Origin of the sequence: Marinobacter sp. Arc7-DN-1 (genome assembly GCF_003441595.1) — a bacterium.
Taxonomy (GTDB): Bacteria; Pseudomonadota; Gammaproteobacteria; order Pseudomonadales; family Oleiphilaceae; genus Marinobacter; species Marinobacter metalliresistant.
Window position 1 is genome coordinate 732,577 of sequence record NZ_CP031848.1, and the last position, 13,292, is coordinate 745,868.

Sequence of the window (13,292 nt, forward strand, 5' to 3'; positions counted from 1 at the left end):
CAACTCCGAAATATTAGCCGCCGCACTTTATCACAAACCGGTATTGCCCGGCGGTTTCAGAGCTGCTCATCAGTGTATGCGGGGAAAGCTTCAAAAACGCCGGGATGTCCCGGGCAGAACCGGCGTCGGTAGCGATAACTTCCAGCTCCTCGCCGGGCGCCATGGTGTTCAGTTCCAGTTTGGTTTTCAGCAGCGGCATCGGGCAATGCAGCCCGGAGGCATCGAGGGATCGGTCAACCATACAAACGAGGCACCATCACAGTCACTATAAGCGGATTTAACAAGCAGGCATTATGCCGACAGTGATAATGTATTGCATCACAATCCTCTTCAAGGAGGGGATCAGAACTTTTTATCGTAACCCGCTGTCAAACCGGCGATTCAGACCAAAGGCAACCGGCACTACATGATTCTAAACCAATCCCGCTATCAGGCATTCCTGACGTTCGGAAGCGCCGCGCTGCTTACCCTCACACTGCTGATCATCTCCCGGCCAGTCCACGCCCAGGAAAGCAGACTCCCCAGTATTGGTGGCAACGGTGGCGGTCTGATCGCGGGCCAGCAGGAATCGGATATCGGCCAGCAGGTGATGATCTCCATTCGTCGCTCGACACCACGCATCGCGGATCCTCTGGTTTACGACTACCTGGGTGCCATTACATACCGGCTGGTACCTTCCGCCCCGCTTCAGAACCGCGATCTTACGCTGGCGCTGATCGACAGCCCGGCCATTAATGCCTTTGCCGTGCCAGGCGGTATCGTCGGGGTGAACGGAGGCCTTTTCCTCAACGCCGCAACCGAGCAGCAGTTTGCATCGGTACTGGCCCATGAACTTGCGCACCTCAGCCAGCGGCATTTCGCCCGCCGCATGCAACAGCAGGAAACCAGTGCGCCCCTGACCATTGCGGGGATGATTGCAGGAATCGTACTGTCAGCAGTCACCCAGTCCGATATCGGGATTGCCGCTATTGCCGGAACCCAGGCCCTGGCGGTCCAGAACATGCTTGCCTACAGTCGGGCCAACGAGCAGGAAGCGGACCGGGTTGGCCTCGACATCCTGGCCACCGCCGGGATGGATCCTCGCGGCATGCCGGAGATGTTTGAAATCATGATGCGTCAGAACCGGATGCAGGGAAACCGGCCGCCCGAGTACCTGTCCACGCACCCCCTGACCCAGAGCCGGGTCGCAGACACCCGAAACCGTGCCGAACAGTACCCCGATAAAGATATCCGGGACGGGCAGGAATACCATCTGATGCGCAGTCGCCTGCAGGTTCGTTACGCCCCCTCTCCGGATGTGGCCGTCGCAACCTTCGAAGCCTACCTGAAACGGCCGGATGCGCAGCGAAACGACGCCATCCGGTATGGCCTCGCGGTCGCGTACACGGAAGACAGGCAGTATGAAAAAGCCACTGACATCCTGAACGATCTGCTGGCAGGGAATCCCGGGAGGATCACCTTCCAGGTGTCACTGGCGGAAGTGCGGCTTGCCCAGAACCGGCCAGACGACGCCAGGGCGATCCTCATGGGGGCGTTGGCAAGAAATCCGGGCAACTATCCGATTACCTACACCCTGGCCCAAACGGAAATTGCCGACGGCAATGGCACCGCCGCTGCGGAATACCTAAGGCAACTAACCCGCAAGCTGCCGAGCCAGGAGCAGCTCTGGCTGAAGCTCGCCGAGGCCGAGGGTATGGCACGGAACATCGTGGGCGTGCACCGGGCCCGCGCGGAATACGACGTTCTCATGGGAGATCTGGAAGCCGCACAGCGACAATTGAGGCAGGCACAGGAGAAACTTCCCGCAGGCGCGCCCCAGAGGCAGGTCGTGACCGAACGGCTGGCAGAAATTACCAGCCACCTGAACGCCCACTTCAACAACTGATCAGGCGTTGCCTGCGGCTTTCAGGTTCGTATTTGCGGTAAAATCGAGCATACGCTGCAGCGGCCTTAGCGCCCGCTCCCGCAGGGCCGGGTCCACATGAACTTCCTGATCACCCTGCTCCAGTACGTGCAACAGGTTTTCCAGACCGTTCATCGCCATCCACGGACAATGGGCGCAGCTGCGACAGGTAGCGCCATTACCGGCCGTTGGTGCTTCAATCAGCGTCTTGTTCGGTGCCAGTTGCTGCATCTTGTAAAAGATGCCATTGTCAGTGGCAACAATGAACTTCTCATTTGGCAGCGTCTGGACCGCATGTATCAACTGGGACGTTGAACCCACCACGTCGGCCATTTCCACGACCGCATCCGGAGACTCCGGGTGCACCAGCACGGCGGCATCAGGGTAGAGCGCCTTGAGATCTTCCAGGCCACGGTACTTGAATTCCTCATGGACAATACAGGAACCATCCCAGAGCAACATGTCGGCACCGGTCGTCTTCTGAACGTAATGTCCCAGGTGTTTGTCCGGCGCCCAGAGAATTTTCTCGCCGCGGGCGTCAAGATCTTCGACAATGGCCTGGGCACAGCTTGAGGTAACTACCCAGTCTGCCCTCGCCTTGACTGCAGCAGATGTGTTGGCATAAACCACTACGGTACGATCCGGATGCTGGTCACAGAACTCCGAGAACTCGTCTTCCGGACAACCGACGTCCAGGGAGCAGGTCGCCTCAAGCGTAGGCATCAGCACCCGCTTCTCCGGATTCAGGATCTTGGCGGTCTCCCCCATGAAGCGAACACCGGCCACCACCACCGTCGACGCCGGATGCTGATTACCAAACCGGGCCATCTCCAGGGAATCGGCGACACAGCCGCCGGTCTCTTCGGCAAGGCGTTGAATGTCCGGATCCGTGTAGTAATGCGCCACAAGCACCGCATCCTCAGTTTTCAGGGCGGACTTGATACGGGCTTCCAGGTCAGCCTTTTCGCTGGCGCTGAGCGGCTTCGGCTCGGCGGCATGGGCCAGATGTTCCTGGACAAGGATACGGTCTTCAGCGTGTGTCATTACGGCATCTCTGTGTTGCATTTTCAGGGGGGAGTATTACCTAGGTAAGATCGTATACGCAAAAAAAAAAGAGCCCTAAGGCTCTTTTTTCACAAAAACCCGGAGGCTTCTGTTATTTGGTGGGTCGTGAAGGATTCGAACCTTCGACCAATTGGTTAAAAGCCAACTGCTCTACCAACTGAGCTAACGACCCATGACTGTTGATCAAAGCCTGTGGCCTCAATCCATACCGAACGATTCAGCCCATCCGGTATTTCGTAATTGGTGGGTCGTGAAGGATTCGAACCTTCGACCAATTGGTTAAAAGCCAACTGCTCTACCAACTGAGCTAACGACCCAAACGAGGCGCATATAGTAATGATTTTTGGCCGCTGATCAACCCCTTTTTTTCAGGTTTCTCAACATTTTTCCCGTACGGAGAGCTCAGATGTTTCCTGACGCCAGATACTTCCTTGCCAGGTCTGCAGCACTACTGGCGGGGTAATCCTCAATCACCATTTTCATACGGCGCTGCGCTTCAGCCTTTTCACCCAGGCGATCATGAGTCACGCCGAGCTTGTAAAGCGCATCCGGCGCTTTCCGGTGATCGGCAAAACGGGTGGCAACAATGGTGAATGCCTGCTTCGCCTGTTCCAGCTGCGGCTTGACCAGATAAACCTCACCCAGCCAGTAATAGGCGTTTACGGTAAGGTCGCCTTCCGGATACTTATCGATAAACTCGTAAATCCGGCTGATGGCCTCATCATATTTCTTCTGGTTGCGGATAAGATCCTGAATCTGTTCGTAGGCCTTGCGCTCTTCGGCACCGGGCTGGCGATACTCCCTGACTGCCGGGGCCGAACCGGAAGTGGCCGGATTCGGGCCTGCTGAGGGCTCAGGAGCCGGTTGCGAAGCCAACTTCTCAGACAGGTCCAGGATACGCTGATCCAGGTCAATATACCGGTCGCGCCCCTGTTCCTGCAGGCGGTTAATCAGATGCCTTTGCTCCTCCACTTCACCCTGGAGGCGCCTGACTTCGCCCTGAAGCTGCTGGATCATGTAGAACAGCTCAGCCGTGGCCTGGCTGTTGTTGGCGCTACGCTGAGCGTTCTGAGCTGATTGCGCCAGGGCTGCCCCCGCCTGCCCGAAGGCAAGCGGGAGCAACACTGTCGCCATGAGTGTTTGTCTCATGGTCCTTCCTGTGTGATTACTCAAATACGAGTTCCACACGACGGTTCTGGGCCCACGCACTTTCACTGGAACCCATCACTGCCGGCTTCTCTTCGCCATAGCTTACGGTTTCAATCTGTCCCCGTGAAGCACCATTCACAATCAGGAAGCGCTGAACTGCGTTGGCACGGCGCTCACCGAGGGCCAGGTTGTACTCCTTGGTGCCGCGCTCGTCAGCGTGGCCTTCCAGACGAACATTCCGGCCCGGATTGTTGGCCAGGTAGCGGGCATGGGCCACCAGGACGTCACGGGCTTCGGGCTTGATTTCCGCAGTATCGAAATCAAAATAAAACACGGTAATATCACGCAGCGCTGCCTGCTCGGCCTGCTCACGGGCGGCCATACGCTCTTTTTCTGTCATTGCAGAGGAGGAAACGCCACGCTGATCATCACCGCCGTACACGGTAGAACCGCCTTCCTGATCCACAGCCCCGACGTCTGAGCCGTACTCGCCGTCTTCCGCGGTTCCGCCGGTCGAACTACAGCCTGCAACCAGGCCTACGGAGAGTAAAAGTGCAAATGCCTTGGATTGAGCTGAAAACTTCATAATCTTTTCCTTTCAGTTGATTGACGTTATTTCTTGAACAATTACCGAAGCCGGTCGGGCTATGGCAATCAGCGAACCAGAGGCCCCCAGGCCGGGTCCCGAACCTCCCCCTCAGAGCCCGGAAGACTGTATGCAGCCCCGCCATCCGACGATATGACGGTAAGCACGCTGGTGCCATTCTGGTCGGTTGCATAGATCAGCATCCTGCCATTAGGGGCAACACTTGGAGATTCGTCAGACTCTGTCCGGGTGAGGATGGTTTCCTCCCCGGTCTCAAGGTCTGTACGGGCAATGTGAAACGCGCTGTCACGCTGATGTACGTAATAGACAAATTCTCCGTTGCTATCGGCCCGCGGGCGGGCGTTGTAACGGCTACCAAAGGTAATGCGCCGGGGTTCGGCACCGGGTGTTTCCATATGATAGATCTGGGGGCCCCCCGAACGGTCGGAGGTAAAGAAAATTCCTTTGCCACTGGCGTCCCAGTTCGCTTCGGTATCGATCGCCCAATGGTTGGTCAGCTTGGTCAGCTGACGGGTCTCCAGATTCATGCGGTAAATCTCCGCATTACCGTCCCTGGAAAGCGTCATCAGCAGCGACCTGCCATCATCAGACCAGGCGGGCGCCGAGTTAAGGCCCGGAAAATCCGCAACCTTGGTACGCTTGCCAGAGGCAAGTTCATGCACGAATATCACCGGCTTTCCGGTTTCAAAGGAGACATAAGCCAGCTTTTTACCATCCGGCGACCAGGCCGGCGAGAGGATTGGCTCCTGACTTTCCAGCCGGATGCGGGCCCGCTTGCCATCCACATCGCTTACCTGCAAACGGTAGCGCGGCTTGCCACCGGCGGCATCCAGAGTCACAAAGGCAAGCTGGGTCGAGAATACCCCGGGCACGCCGGTAATCGCTTCGTAGACCTTGTCGCTGATGTGGTGGGCCAGGGAGCGCATGTTGGAGGCGGGCGCCGCCGCCGTTTCTCCGAGAATCCGCTCCTCGCGGTTTACGTCGAAGAGCTCGTAGCGGGCCTGAACCCGGTCGCCACTGCGGCTGAGCCCGCCAACAAGCACGTAACGCTGGCCTAGCAAACGCCAGTCCCGGAAATACACTTCTTCCCGCCTGGATGGCAGACTCAGCATCTTTTCCGGTGACAGGGCGCGAAATTCGCCTGTCATGGTGAGGTCCGCCTGAACAATACTGCTGACCTTGTCTCCGGCGGGCATCTGACCGGACTCGGCGAATGGAACCACAGCGACAGGTATGGCGGAATCTGCACCCTCGGTTATCCGGATTAGCAGTTCTGCCCGCACGCCTGAAACAGCTACGAATACCAGAGCGATTGCTGCCAGAATTGTCTTTGACGGGTTGTACCAAATCCCCTGTGTCATGGTGTTATCCGTATCCTTATCTCAACCTGCGTGGGTTGAACTCAATCGTAAACTGCCGGAAATACCGTTCAAACGTATCACGCTCGTTGGGTATTGGGTAACGACTCAGGGAGCGTACAGCGCCCAGAGCTGAATTGTCGAAAGCGGTATTGCCACTGCTGCTGACCAGTTTCACACTGGCAAGTTCACCCGTGGGCAGCAGCGTGATCTGCAACCGCGCTGTCATCTCCTCCGTGGCCGACGACGGCGGATACCAGGCCTGACTGAGCCTTTCCCGTATCAGAGCCTGATACTTTTCACTCTCGGACAGCATTTGCGCTTCTCTGGCCTTTGCTGCTGCCGCCTCTTGCTGGCGGCGAGCCTCCGCCTCGCGAGCTCGCCGGGCTTCATCTGCCTGAGCTTCCAACTGCTGCTCCCGGAGCTTCCGTTCCGCCTCAAGGCGCTTACGTTCAGCCTCCTGGCGCGCCAACTCTTCCTGGCGCTTGCGCTCCGCGTCTTCACGCTTGCGCTGTTCTTCCTGCCGGCGCTTCTGTTCCTCAGCCTTCTTTCTGGCCTCTTCCTGCCGCCGCTTTTCTTCCTCAGCTTTCTGGCGTTCGCGCTCTTTCGCCTCAGCCTCGGCTTTTTGACGGGCGGCTTCCTCTTCACGGGCTTTCCGGGCCTCCCGTTCCCTCGCCTCGGCTTCCTGTTGCTCACGCTCCTTCTGTTGCTGGTGTTGCTGGAGCCGCTTCTCCTCTTCGCGCTGCTTCTGCTCGGCAACCCGCCGTGCCTCTTCTTCCTGGCGTCGCTTCTCGGCCTCGGCCTGCTTGCGCTGCTCCTCGGCCCTGCGTTCCTCGTCACGTTTTTGCTGATCTGCCAGATCCACGACCGGGCTTGGCTCTGGTTCCTGCTGCGTGATCAGGCGTGCCGAGATGCTTCTGGGCGGTGGTTCGTGTTCCGGCGAGCTCCAGGACCAGCCTGTCAGTGCAATACCGACGATCAGCACATGAAGCGTTACCGAAAGCACCACTGGCGACTTCCAGGGCGGCACTCCGGTTGTGGTTACTTCGCGCTGGTTATCTCTCACAACACTCCTGCCCGCACCGGTGTCACTTGTCGTCCCGGGGTGATTCAGTGATCAGGCCAATACTGCTGGCACCGGCACCCTGCAATTCCGCCATCAGACGGACAACCGTGCCATATTCAACGTATTCATCGCCACGGACCAGAATTTCACTGGAGGAGCGCTGAGACAGAATTTTGGCGATCTGCTCCCGGACTTCGGCCAGCGACATCGGATCGCTGCCCTTATCGCCCACTTCCACGTAGTAGGCACCGTTAGCGTCCACTGAAACGATTACCGACTCGACGTCTTTATCCGCCTGAATCGGATCAGCGGTGGTCTGTGGCAGGTCCACCTTGACGCCCTGAGTCAGCATCGGCGCGGTAACCATAAAAATAATCAGCAGCACCAGCATCACGTCAATGTACGGAACCACATTGATTTCCGACATTGGCTTTCGCCGTTGTTCCGGCATCATTCCCATGCCTTTCATAAACTTTCGCTCCTGCCCCGACTCCTACCCTCAAAAGGTGTAGCCATCACGCGGCGCTCTTTTCAGTCTGGTGAACGCGGCGATGAAGAATACTGGAGAACTCATCAGCAAAGGTTTCATAATTCTTCAGCAACGCATCGGACATGGCGGAGAAGCGGTTGTAGGCGATAACCGCCGGAATTGCCGCAAACAGACCCATAGCGGTTGCAATCAGGGCTTCGGAAATACCCGGGGCAACGGTTGCCAGAGTCGCCTGCTGCACCTGGGCCAGGCCGCGAAATGAATTCATGATGCCCCACACGGTCCCGAACAGACCCACATAGGGGCTTGTCGAGCCGACCGTTGCCAGAAACGGAAGATGGGCCTCCAGGCGCTCCTGCTCGCGGGAGAAGGCAACACGCATTGCCCGCTGAGTGCCTTCCATCACGGCATCGGCATCGCGGCTTTGCTGGCGCAGCCGGGAAAATTCCTTGAAGCCGGCTCGAAACAGCGATTCCATACCGGAAAACGGTGTCGGTTCAGCATTCACTTCCCGGTACAACTGGCCGAGATCCATACCAGACCAGAAACGCTCCTCAAATGCCAGCTGCGCCCGCTTGGCTTGTCGGAACACCTGAAGGCGCTGAAAAATAAGCGCCCAGGACATAATTGATGCCAGGGCCAGCAAAAGCATGACCAACTGCACCAATACACCTGCGTTTGCAATCAGGTACCAGACTGAAAGTTCTGAATCCACCTCTTACTCCTGACTCATTCTGTTAGTTGTTTCAGGAGGCTGGACATTTCTGGCCAGCAGTTCCTGCATATTGTCCGGCAGGCGACGGGGCCGGCCGGTGTCCAGAGAGACACAGGCAACCCGCACTTCACCGTCACAGAGCAGTTTCCTGTCTGCCGCGCGACTGACTCTCTGCCTGAAGTCCATCCACACCCGGCCGAAAGCCACTGGCTCAGCAGTTACCAGCAGTTCGTCGTCGAGCTTCGCCGCTACAGAGTAGTGGATGGACAGCCTCTGCACGACATAGCTGATGTTTTCGGCAAGACCCGCTCTCAAACCGACGCCACAACTGCGCACCCACTCGGTCCGGGCCCGCTCCATGTAATGAAGATATTTGGCATGGAATACGATGCCTCCCGCGTCCGTGTCTTCGATATAGACCCGGACCGGCAATTCAAAACTCGCTTCTACCGACTGTTCAACCAAAAAGATCGCCCTCCCTGCCCGATTTCGGAGGGACAACCCCGAAATGCTGGTAGGCGTTGGAGGTGACCATGCGGCCCCTCGGCGTACGCAGCATGTAGCCCTGCTGGATCAGGAAGGGTTCGAGCACATCCTCGATTGTGCCCCGCTCCTCACTGATGGCGGCGGCAAGGCTCTCCACGCCCACAGGGCCACCATCAAACTTTTCAATCATCGCCAGCAACAGCCGGCGGTCCATATGGTCGAAGCCCTGACTGTCCACTTTCAGCATGTTCAGGGCCTGATCGGCGATGTCAGAGGTGATACGACCATCGAAGCGGACTTCGGCAAAATCACGGACCCGGCGCAACAGACGGTTGGCGATCCGCGGGGTGCCCCGTGACCGGCGTGCAATCTCGAACGCACCGGCTTCATCGATAGAAACAGAAGACAGGCGGGCGGATCGGATAATAATACTGGTGAGATCTTCAGTGTTGTAGAACTCCAGGCGCTGAACAATGCCGAAGCGGTCCCGCAATGGCGATGTCAGCAAACCGGCACGGGTGGTGGCCCCTACCAGGGTAAACGGCGGCAGATCCAGCTTGATTGAACGGGCGGCCGGGCCTTCACCGATCATGATGTCCAACTGATAATCTTCCATGGCCGGATACAGCACTTCTTCCACAGCAGCGCTGAGGCGGTGGATCTCGTCAATAAAGAGAACGTCGCCTTCTTCAAGGTTGGTCAGCATCGCCGCCAGATCCCCGGCCTTCTCCAGAACCGGGCCCGAGGTTGTCTTGATGGACACACCCATCTCGTTGGCAATGATATTGGCGAGGGTGGTTTTACCAAGACCGGGTGGGCCGAAGATCAGCACATGGTCCAGAGCTTCCTGGCGCCCACGGGCAGCTGAAATAAAAATATCCATCTGCTCACGGACCGTCGGCTGGCCAACGTATTCGGCCAGTAAGGCCGGGCGAATCGCCCTGTCATGCACTTCTTCGTATTCACCGGCCCGGGCCGAAATCAACCGGTCGGATTCGATCATGGCATCACCCATAGTGTGGGAATCAACATCGTGCCTCACCTTCGCCCGCGGTTCCAGGCTGCCCCAATTGTACAAAGGGCTTTGAGGGTGTCACGTTACGCTCTCTACAGGTTCGCGACAGGTGTCGGTGATCAGGCCGGTATCATGTTGCGAAGGGCCAGCCGGATCAGGGTCTCGCTGGTCATGCCCTCCTCTGCCACCTTGCTGATGGCCTTGGCCGCTTCCTGGGGCTTGTACCCCAGCGCAATCAGCGCGGCTTCCGCCTCCTCTGTCGCCCCCGGCCCGGCAGACGCCGCATGTCCGGCCACCTGCCCCAATCCTGTCGTATCAGGCGACGTTGGCACGAATTGCCCTTCAAGTTGCCCTATCCGGTCGGTCATTTCAACAAGAAGCCGCTCAGCCGTCTTCTTGCCAACCCCAGGCAGCTTGACCAGCGAGGCGGAGTCCCGGTTTTCCACGCAGCGGATAAACTGCCGGGCATCAAGGCCGGAAAGAATGCCCACCGCCAGTTTTGGCCCCACACCATTAACCTTGATCAACAGGCGAAACAGGTTCCGGTCCAGCCGAGAGGCAAAGCCGTAGAGACTCTGGGCATCTTCCCGGACGGCAAAATGGGTGTGAAGGGTAACTTCATCGCCCGTTTCGGGCAGATGAAAGAAGGTGGTGTAGGGAATGTCGATTTCGTAGCCAAGACCGGCGCACTCTATCAGCGCCTGGCCCGGAGCTTTTTCAACCAGAATACCTCGGATACGACCAATCAAGGGGTATCTCCTGTGGCTCTTGTGAGCAGTTTACTGTTGTCGCACGCGACCGCTTCGAACCTTTCCGGCACCACTGGCCAACCGCAGGATACTCTGACTCATGTGGGCATGACACATCGCAATTGCCAGCGCATCGGCCGCGTCCGCCTGAGGTTTGCGTGAGAGTGAAAGCAGCACCTGGACCATGTGCTGGACCTGGGACTTGTCTGCCCCACCCTTGCCGACAACGGCCTGTTTGACCTGTCGGGCGGAATACTCGTGAACCGCGAGGCCGCTGTTGGCGGCACTGACGATAGCTGCCCCCCTGGCCTGGCCCAGTTTCAGGGCCGAATCGGGATTGCGCGCCATGAACACCTGCTCGATGGCAAATTCTTCCGGACGATACTCGCCGATCAGCGTGGCCAGACTTTGGAAAATGGTCTGCAGGCGCTCTGCCATGGGTTTCTCACCCACGCGGATGCAGCCACTGTCGATGTATTCGATGTGCCGACCTTCCACACGGATGACGCCGTAACCGGTAATCCTCGATCCGGGATCAACGCCCAGAATTATCGCCACATCAATGCCTCTGTCTGGTCACAGCGACTCTGACGGTCGCCCGGGCGCAGAGCGTAAGGCCTCGCGCCCGTTGCTCACAACTTAGTCTTTACCCTCGCCTGCTTCGGCCTTGTTGCCTTCCACCGGCTTTGCCGGCTTACGCAAACGGATGTGCAGTTCGCGCAGCTGTTTCTCGTCCACTTCGCCCGGCGCCTGAGTCATCAGACAGGTAGCGGTCTGGGTTTTCGGGAAAGCGATCACGTCACGAATGGACGTAGCGCCGGTCATCAGCATCACCAAACGGTCCAGGCCAAAGGCCAGACCACCATGGGGCGGGCAACCGAACTTCAGGGCGTCGAGCAGGAAGCCGAACTTGGCCCGCGCTTCTTCCTCGCCGATACCCAGGATGCGGAACACCGCTTCCTGCATTTTCTCGTCATGGATACGGATCGACCCACCACCCAGCTCGGTACCGTTCAGGACCATGTCGTAGGCACGGGACAACGCGTTGGCCGGATCTGCCGCCAGCTCTTCCGGGCTGCAGGAAGGCGCAGTGAACGGGTGGTGAATAGCGGTCAGACCACCGTCCGGGGTTTCCTCGAACATCGGGAAATCCACAACCCACAGCGGTGCCCACTCGCAGGTCAGCATGTCCAGATCGTGACCAACCTTGATACGCAGCGCGCCAAGGGCTTCGTTCACAACGTTGGTTTTGTCGGCGCCGAAGAAAACGATGTCTCCATCTTCAGCACCCACCCGCTCCATAATCGCAAGGGCAACATCATCACCCAGGAACTTGATGATCGGAGACTGCAAACCCTCTACGCCCCTGGACAGGTCGTTGACCTTGATGTAAGCCAGACCCTTGGCACCGTAGATACCGACGAATTTGGTGTAATCGTCAATCTGCTTGCGGGTCAGCTCGCCACCTTTGGGTACACGCAGGGCGGCAACACGGCCTTTCGGGTCTTTGGCCGGGCCGGCGAACACCTTGAAGTCCACACCCTCGACCAGATCATTCACGTCCAGCAGCTCCAGCGGAATACGAAGGTCCGGCTTGTCGCTGCCGTAGCGCTGCAGGGCCTCGGCATACGGCATTTGCGGGAAGGACGGAAGATCGACATCCAGCACATCCTTGAACAGGGAGCGGATCATGTCCTCGTTCAGGCCCATCAGGATCTCTTCATCAATGAAGGAGGCCTCGATATCCACCTGGGTGAATTCCGGCTGACGGTCCGCCCGCAGGTCTTCGTCCCGGAAGCACTTGGCAATCTGGTAGTAACGGTCAACGCCAGACACCATGAGCAGCTGTTTGAACAGCTGGGGAGACTGAGGCAGCGCAAAGAACGAACCCTCGTGGGTACGGCTGGGTACCAGGTAATCACGGGCGCCTTCGGGTGTGGCTCGGGTCAGGATGGGGGTTTCCACATCCATGAAGCCGTTACTGTCCAGGTAGTTACGAATGTAGCTGGTTACCCGGGAGCGGAAACGCAGACGGTTGATCATCTCCGGACGGCGCAGGTCCACATAACGGTAACGCAGGCGAACGTCCTCACCAACATCCACATGCTCGTCCAGCGGGAACGGCGGCGTTGCGGCGGCATTCAGGATACTCAACTCCTTGCCCAGCAGCTCAACCTGCCCGGTGGGCATGTTGTTGTTCTCGGTCCCGGCGGGACGACGACGCACGCGACCGGTAACCTTGATCACAAACTCGCTACGGACTTTCTCCGCCAGGGCAAAGCTTTCAGGGGTATCAGGGTCGACAACCACCTGAGACATACCATCCCGATCCCGCAGATCCAGGAAGATAACCCCACCGTGGTCACGGCGGCGGTGGACCCATCCGCAAAGTGTGACTTCCTGATCAATGTGGGATTCGTTGATCCCACCGCAATAATGACTGCGCATACCGGTTCCCGTTACGTTTAATGTGTTCAAATTTGGTGCTTTAATGCCGCACCGGGTGTGGTGGGCTTTTCCGAAACACGCTGTGAATACGTCCCTGTACGCTCTGCTCCGCCATCCATGGCTCCGCAAGGTTTCGGAAAAGCCCACCACACCCGGCGCTACGTTGTTCGTGCCCGCTCAAAAAATGTTGCGACCATAGCGGAAAAGCCGCCCATTATAAACACAATGGCGCTGAAAATCA

Annotated in this window: 14 protein-coding genes and 2 tRNA genes; 1 reads left to right on the top strand and 15 read right to left on the bottom strand. The window is 58.1% G+C overall.

What is annotated here, in order from left to right:
• Positions 1-13: 13 nt before the first annotated feature.
• Entirely contained in the window at positions 14-241 is a 228-nt protein-coding gene (locus D0851_RS03375; RefSeq protein WP_117617359.1) for a sulfurtransferase TusA family protein, read from the bottom strand.
• Positions 242-406: 165 nt separating this feature from the next.
• Between D0851_RS03375 and D0851_RS03380 the strand changes: the two genes are divergently transcribed.
• Positions 407-1,885, top strand: coding sequence for a M48 family metalloprotease (locus tag D0851_RS03380; protein WP_117617360.1), 1,479 nt, complete (start codon positions 407-409; stop codon positions 1,883-1,885).
• Here the strand turns inward: D0851_RS03380 and nadA are convergent, their stop codons facing one another.
• The 14 genes from nadA to aspS all read right to left on the bottom strand — a co-directional run bounded on the left by nadA (position 1,886) and on the right by aspS (position 13,051).
• Positions 1,886-2,947: a quinolinate synthase NadA gene (nadA, locus tag D0851_RS03385; protein ID WP_117617361.1), complete on the bottom strand. Its 1,062-nt coding sequence runs from the start codon at positions 2,945-2,947 to the stop codon at positions 1,886-1,888.
• 117 nt (positions 2,948-3,064) lie between these two features.
• Positions 3,065-3,140 (bottom strand) — tRNA-Lys (locus D0851_RS03390).
• Positions 3,141-3,209: 69 nt separating this feature from the next.
• Positions 3,210-3,285: transfer RNA gene (locus D0851_RS03395), tRNA-Lys, on the bottom strand.
• Positions 3,286-3,370: 85 nt separating this feature from the next.
• Complete coding sequence (gene ybgF, locus D0851_RS03400) at positions 3,371-4,117, bottom strand: tol-pal system protein YbgF (protein WP_117617362.1); 747 nt, start codon at positions 4,115-4,117, stop codon at positions 3,371-3,373.
• 16 nt (positions 4,118-4,133) lie between these two features.
• Positions 4,134-4,703, bottom strand: a complete 570-nt coding sequence (gene pal / locus D0851_RS03405) for a peptidoglycan-associated lipoprotein Pal (protein ID WP_117617363.1) — start codon at positions 4,701-4,703, stop codon at positions 4,134-4,136.
• Between the two features lie 68 nt (positions 4,704-4,771).
• Entirely contained in the window at positions 4,772-6,085 is a 1,314-nt protein-coding gene (gene tolB / locus D0851_RS03410) for a Tol-Pal system beta propeller repeat protein TolB (protein ID WP_117617364.1), read from the bottom strand.
• Positions 6,086-6,101: 16 nt separating this feature from the next.
• Complete coding sequence (tolA, locus tag D0851_RS03415; protein ID WP_117617365.1) at positions 6,102-7,091, bottom strand: cell envelope integrity protein TolA; 990 nt, start codon at positions 7,089-7,091, stop codon at positions 6,102-6,104.
• A 79-nt stretch (positions 7,092-7,170) separates the two neighbouring features.
• The gene (gene tolR, locus D0851_RS03420; protein ID WP_117617366.1) at positions 7,171-7,617 is read right to left on the bottom strand and encodes a protein TolR; all 447 of its coding nucleotides are present in this window, start codon (positions 7,615-7,617) and stop codon (positions 7,171-7,173) included.
• 46 nt (positions 7,618-7,663) lie between these two features.
• A complete protein-coding gene (gene tolQ / locus D0851_RS03425; protein ID WP_117617367.1) occupies positions 7,664-8,353 on the bottom strand; it encodes a protein TolQ in 690 nt (229 codons plus the stop codon).
• Positions 8,354-8,356: 3 nt separating this feature from the next.
• Positions 8,357-8,818 (bottom strand): YbgC/FadM family acyl-CoA thioesterase, encoded by a 462-nt coding sequence (locus tag D0851_RS03430; protein WP_117617368.1) that lies wholly within the window; start codon positions 8,816-8,818, stop codon positions 8,357-8,359.
• Entirely contained in the window at positions 8,811-9,842 is a 1,032-nt protein-coding gene (gene ruvB / locus D0851_RS03435) for a Holliday junction branch migration DNA helicase RuvB (RefSeq protein ID WP_117620262.1), read from the bottom strand. The genes D0851_RS03430 and ruvB overlap by 8 nt, the downstream gene beginning before the upstream one ends.
• Before the next feature lie 131 nt (positions 9,843-9,973).
• Positions 9,974-10,603, bottom strand: coding sequence for a Holliday junction branch migration protein RuvA (gene ruvA, locus D0851_RS03440; RefSeq protein ID WP_117617369.1), 630 nt, complete (start codon positions 10,601-10,603; stop codon positions 9,974-9,976).
• A 30-nt stretch (positions 10,604-10,633) separates the two neighbouring features.
• On the bottom strand, positions 10,634-11,161 hold the full coding sequence (gene ruvC, locus D0851_RS03445; RefSeq protein ID WP_117617370.1) for a crossover junction endodeoxyribonuclease RuvC: 528 nt from the start codon (positions 11,159-11,161) through the stop codon (positions 10,634-10,636).
• Positions 11,162-11,242: 81 nt separating this feature from the next.
• Positions 11,243-13,051, bottom strand: a complete 1,809-nt coding sequence (gene aspS / locus D0851_RS03450; protein WP_117617371.1) for an aspartate--tRNA ligase — start codon at positions 13,049-13,051, stop codon at positions 11,243-11,245.
• Positions 13,052-13,292 lie beyond the last annotated feature (241 nt).

Excerpts from the sequence above, each read along its gene's own strand:
- ruvB (WP_117620262.1), bottom strand. The coding sequence starts at position 9,842 with ATGATCGAATCCGACCGGTTGATTTCGGCCCGGGCCGGTGAATACGAA.
- D0851_RS03380 (WP_117617360.1), top strand. The coding sequence starts at position 407 with ATGATTCTAAACCAATCCCGCTATCAGGCATTCCTGACGTTCGGAAGC.
- D0851_RS03375 (WP_117617359.1), bottom strand. The coding sequence starts at position 241 with ATGGTTGACCGATCCCTCGATGCCTCCGGGCTGCATTGCCCGATGCCG.
- pal (WP_117617363.1), bottom strand. The coding sequence starts at position 4,703 with ATGAAGTTTTCAGCTCAATCCAAGGCATTTGCACTTTTACTCTCCGTA.
- nadA (WP_117617361.1), bottom strand. The coding sequence starts at position 2,947 with ATGACACACGCTGAAGACCGTATCCTTGTCCAGGAACATCTGGCCCAT.
- aspS (WP_117617371.1), bottom strand. The coding sequence starts at position 13,051 with ATGCGCAGTCATTATTGCGGTGGGATCAACGAATCCCACATTGATCAG.
- ybgF (WP_117617362.1), bottom strand. The coding sequence starts at position 4,117 with ATGAGACAAACACTCATGGCGACAGTGTTGCTCCCGCTTGCCTTCGGG.
- tolR (WP_117617366.1), bottom strand. The coding sequence starts at position 7,617 with ATGAAAGGCATGGGAATGATGCCGGAACAACGGCGAAAGCCAATGTCG.
- tolB (WP_117617364.1), bottom strand. The coding sequence starts at position 6,085 with ATGACACAGGGGATTTGGTACAACCCGTCAAAGACAATTCTGGCAGCA.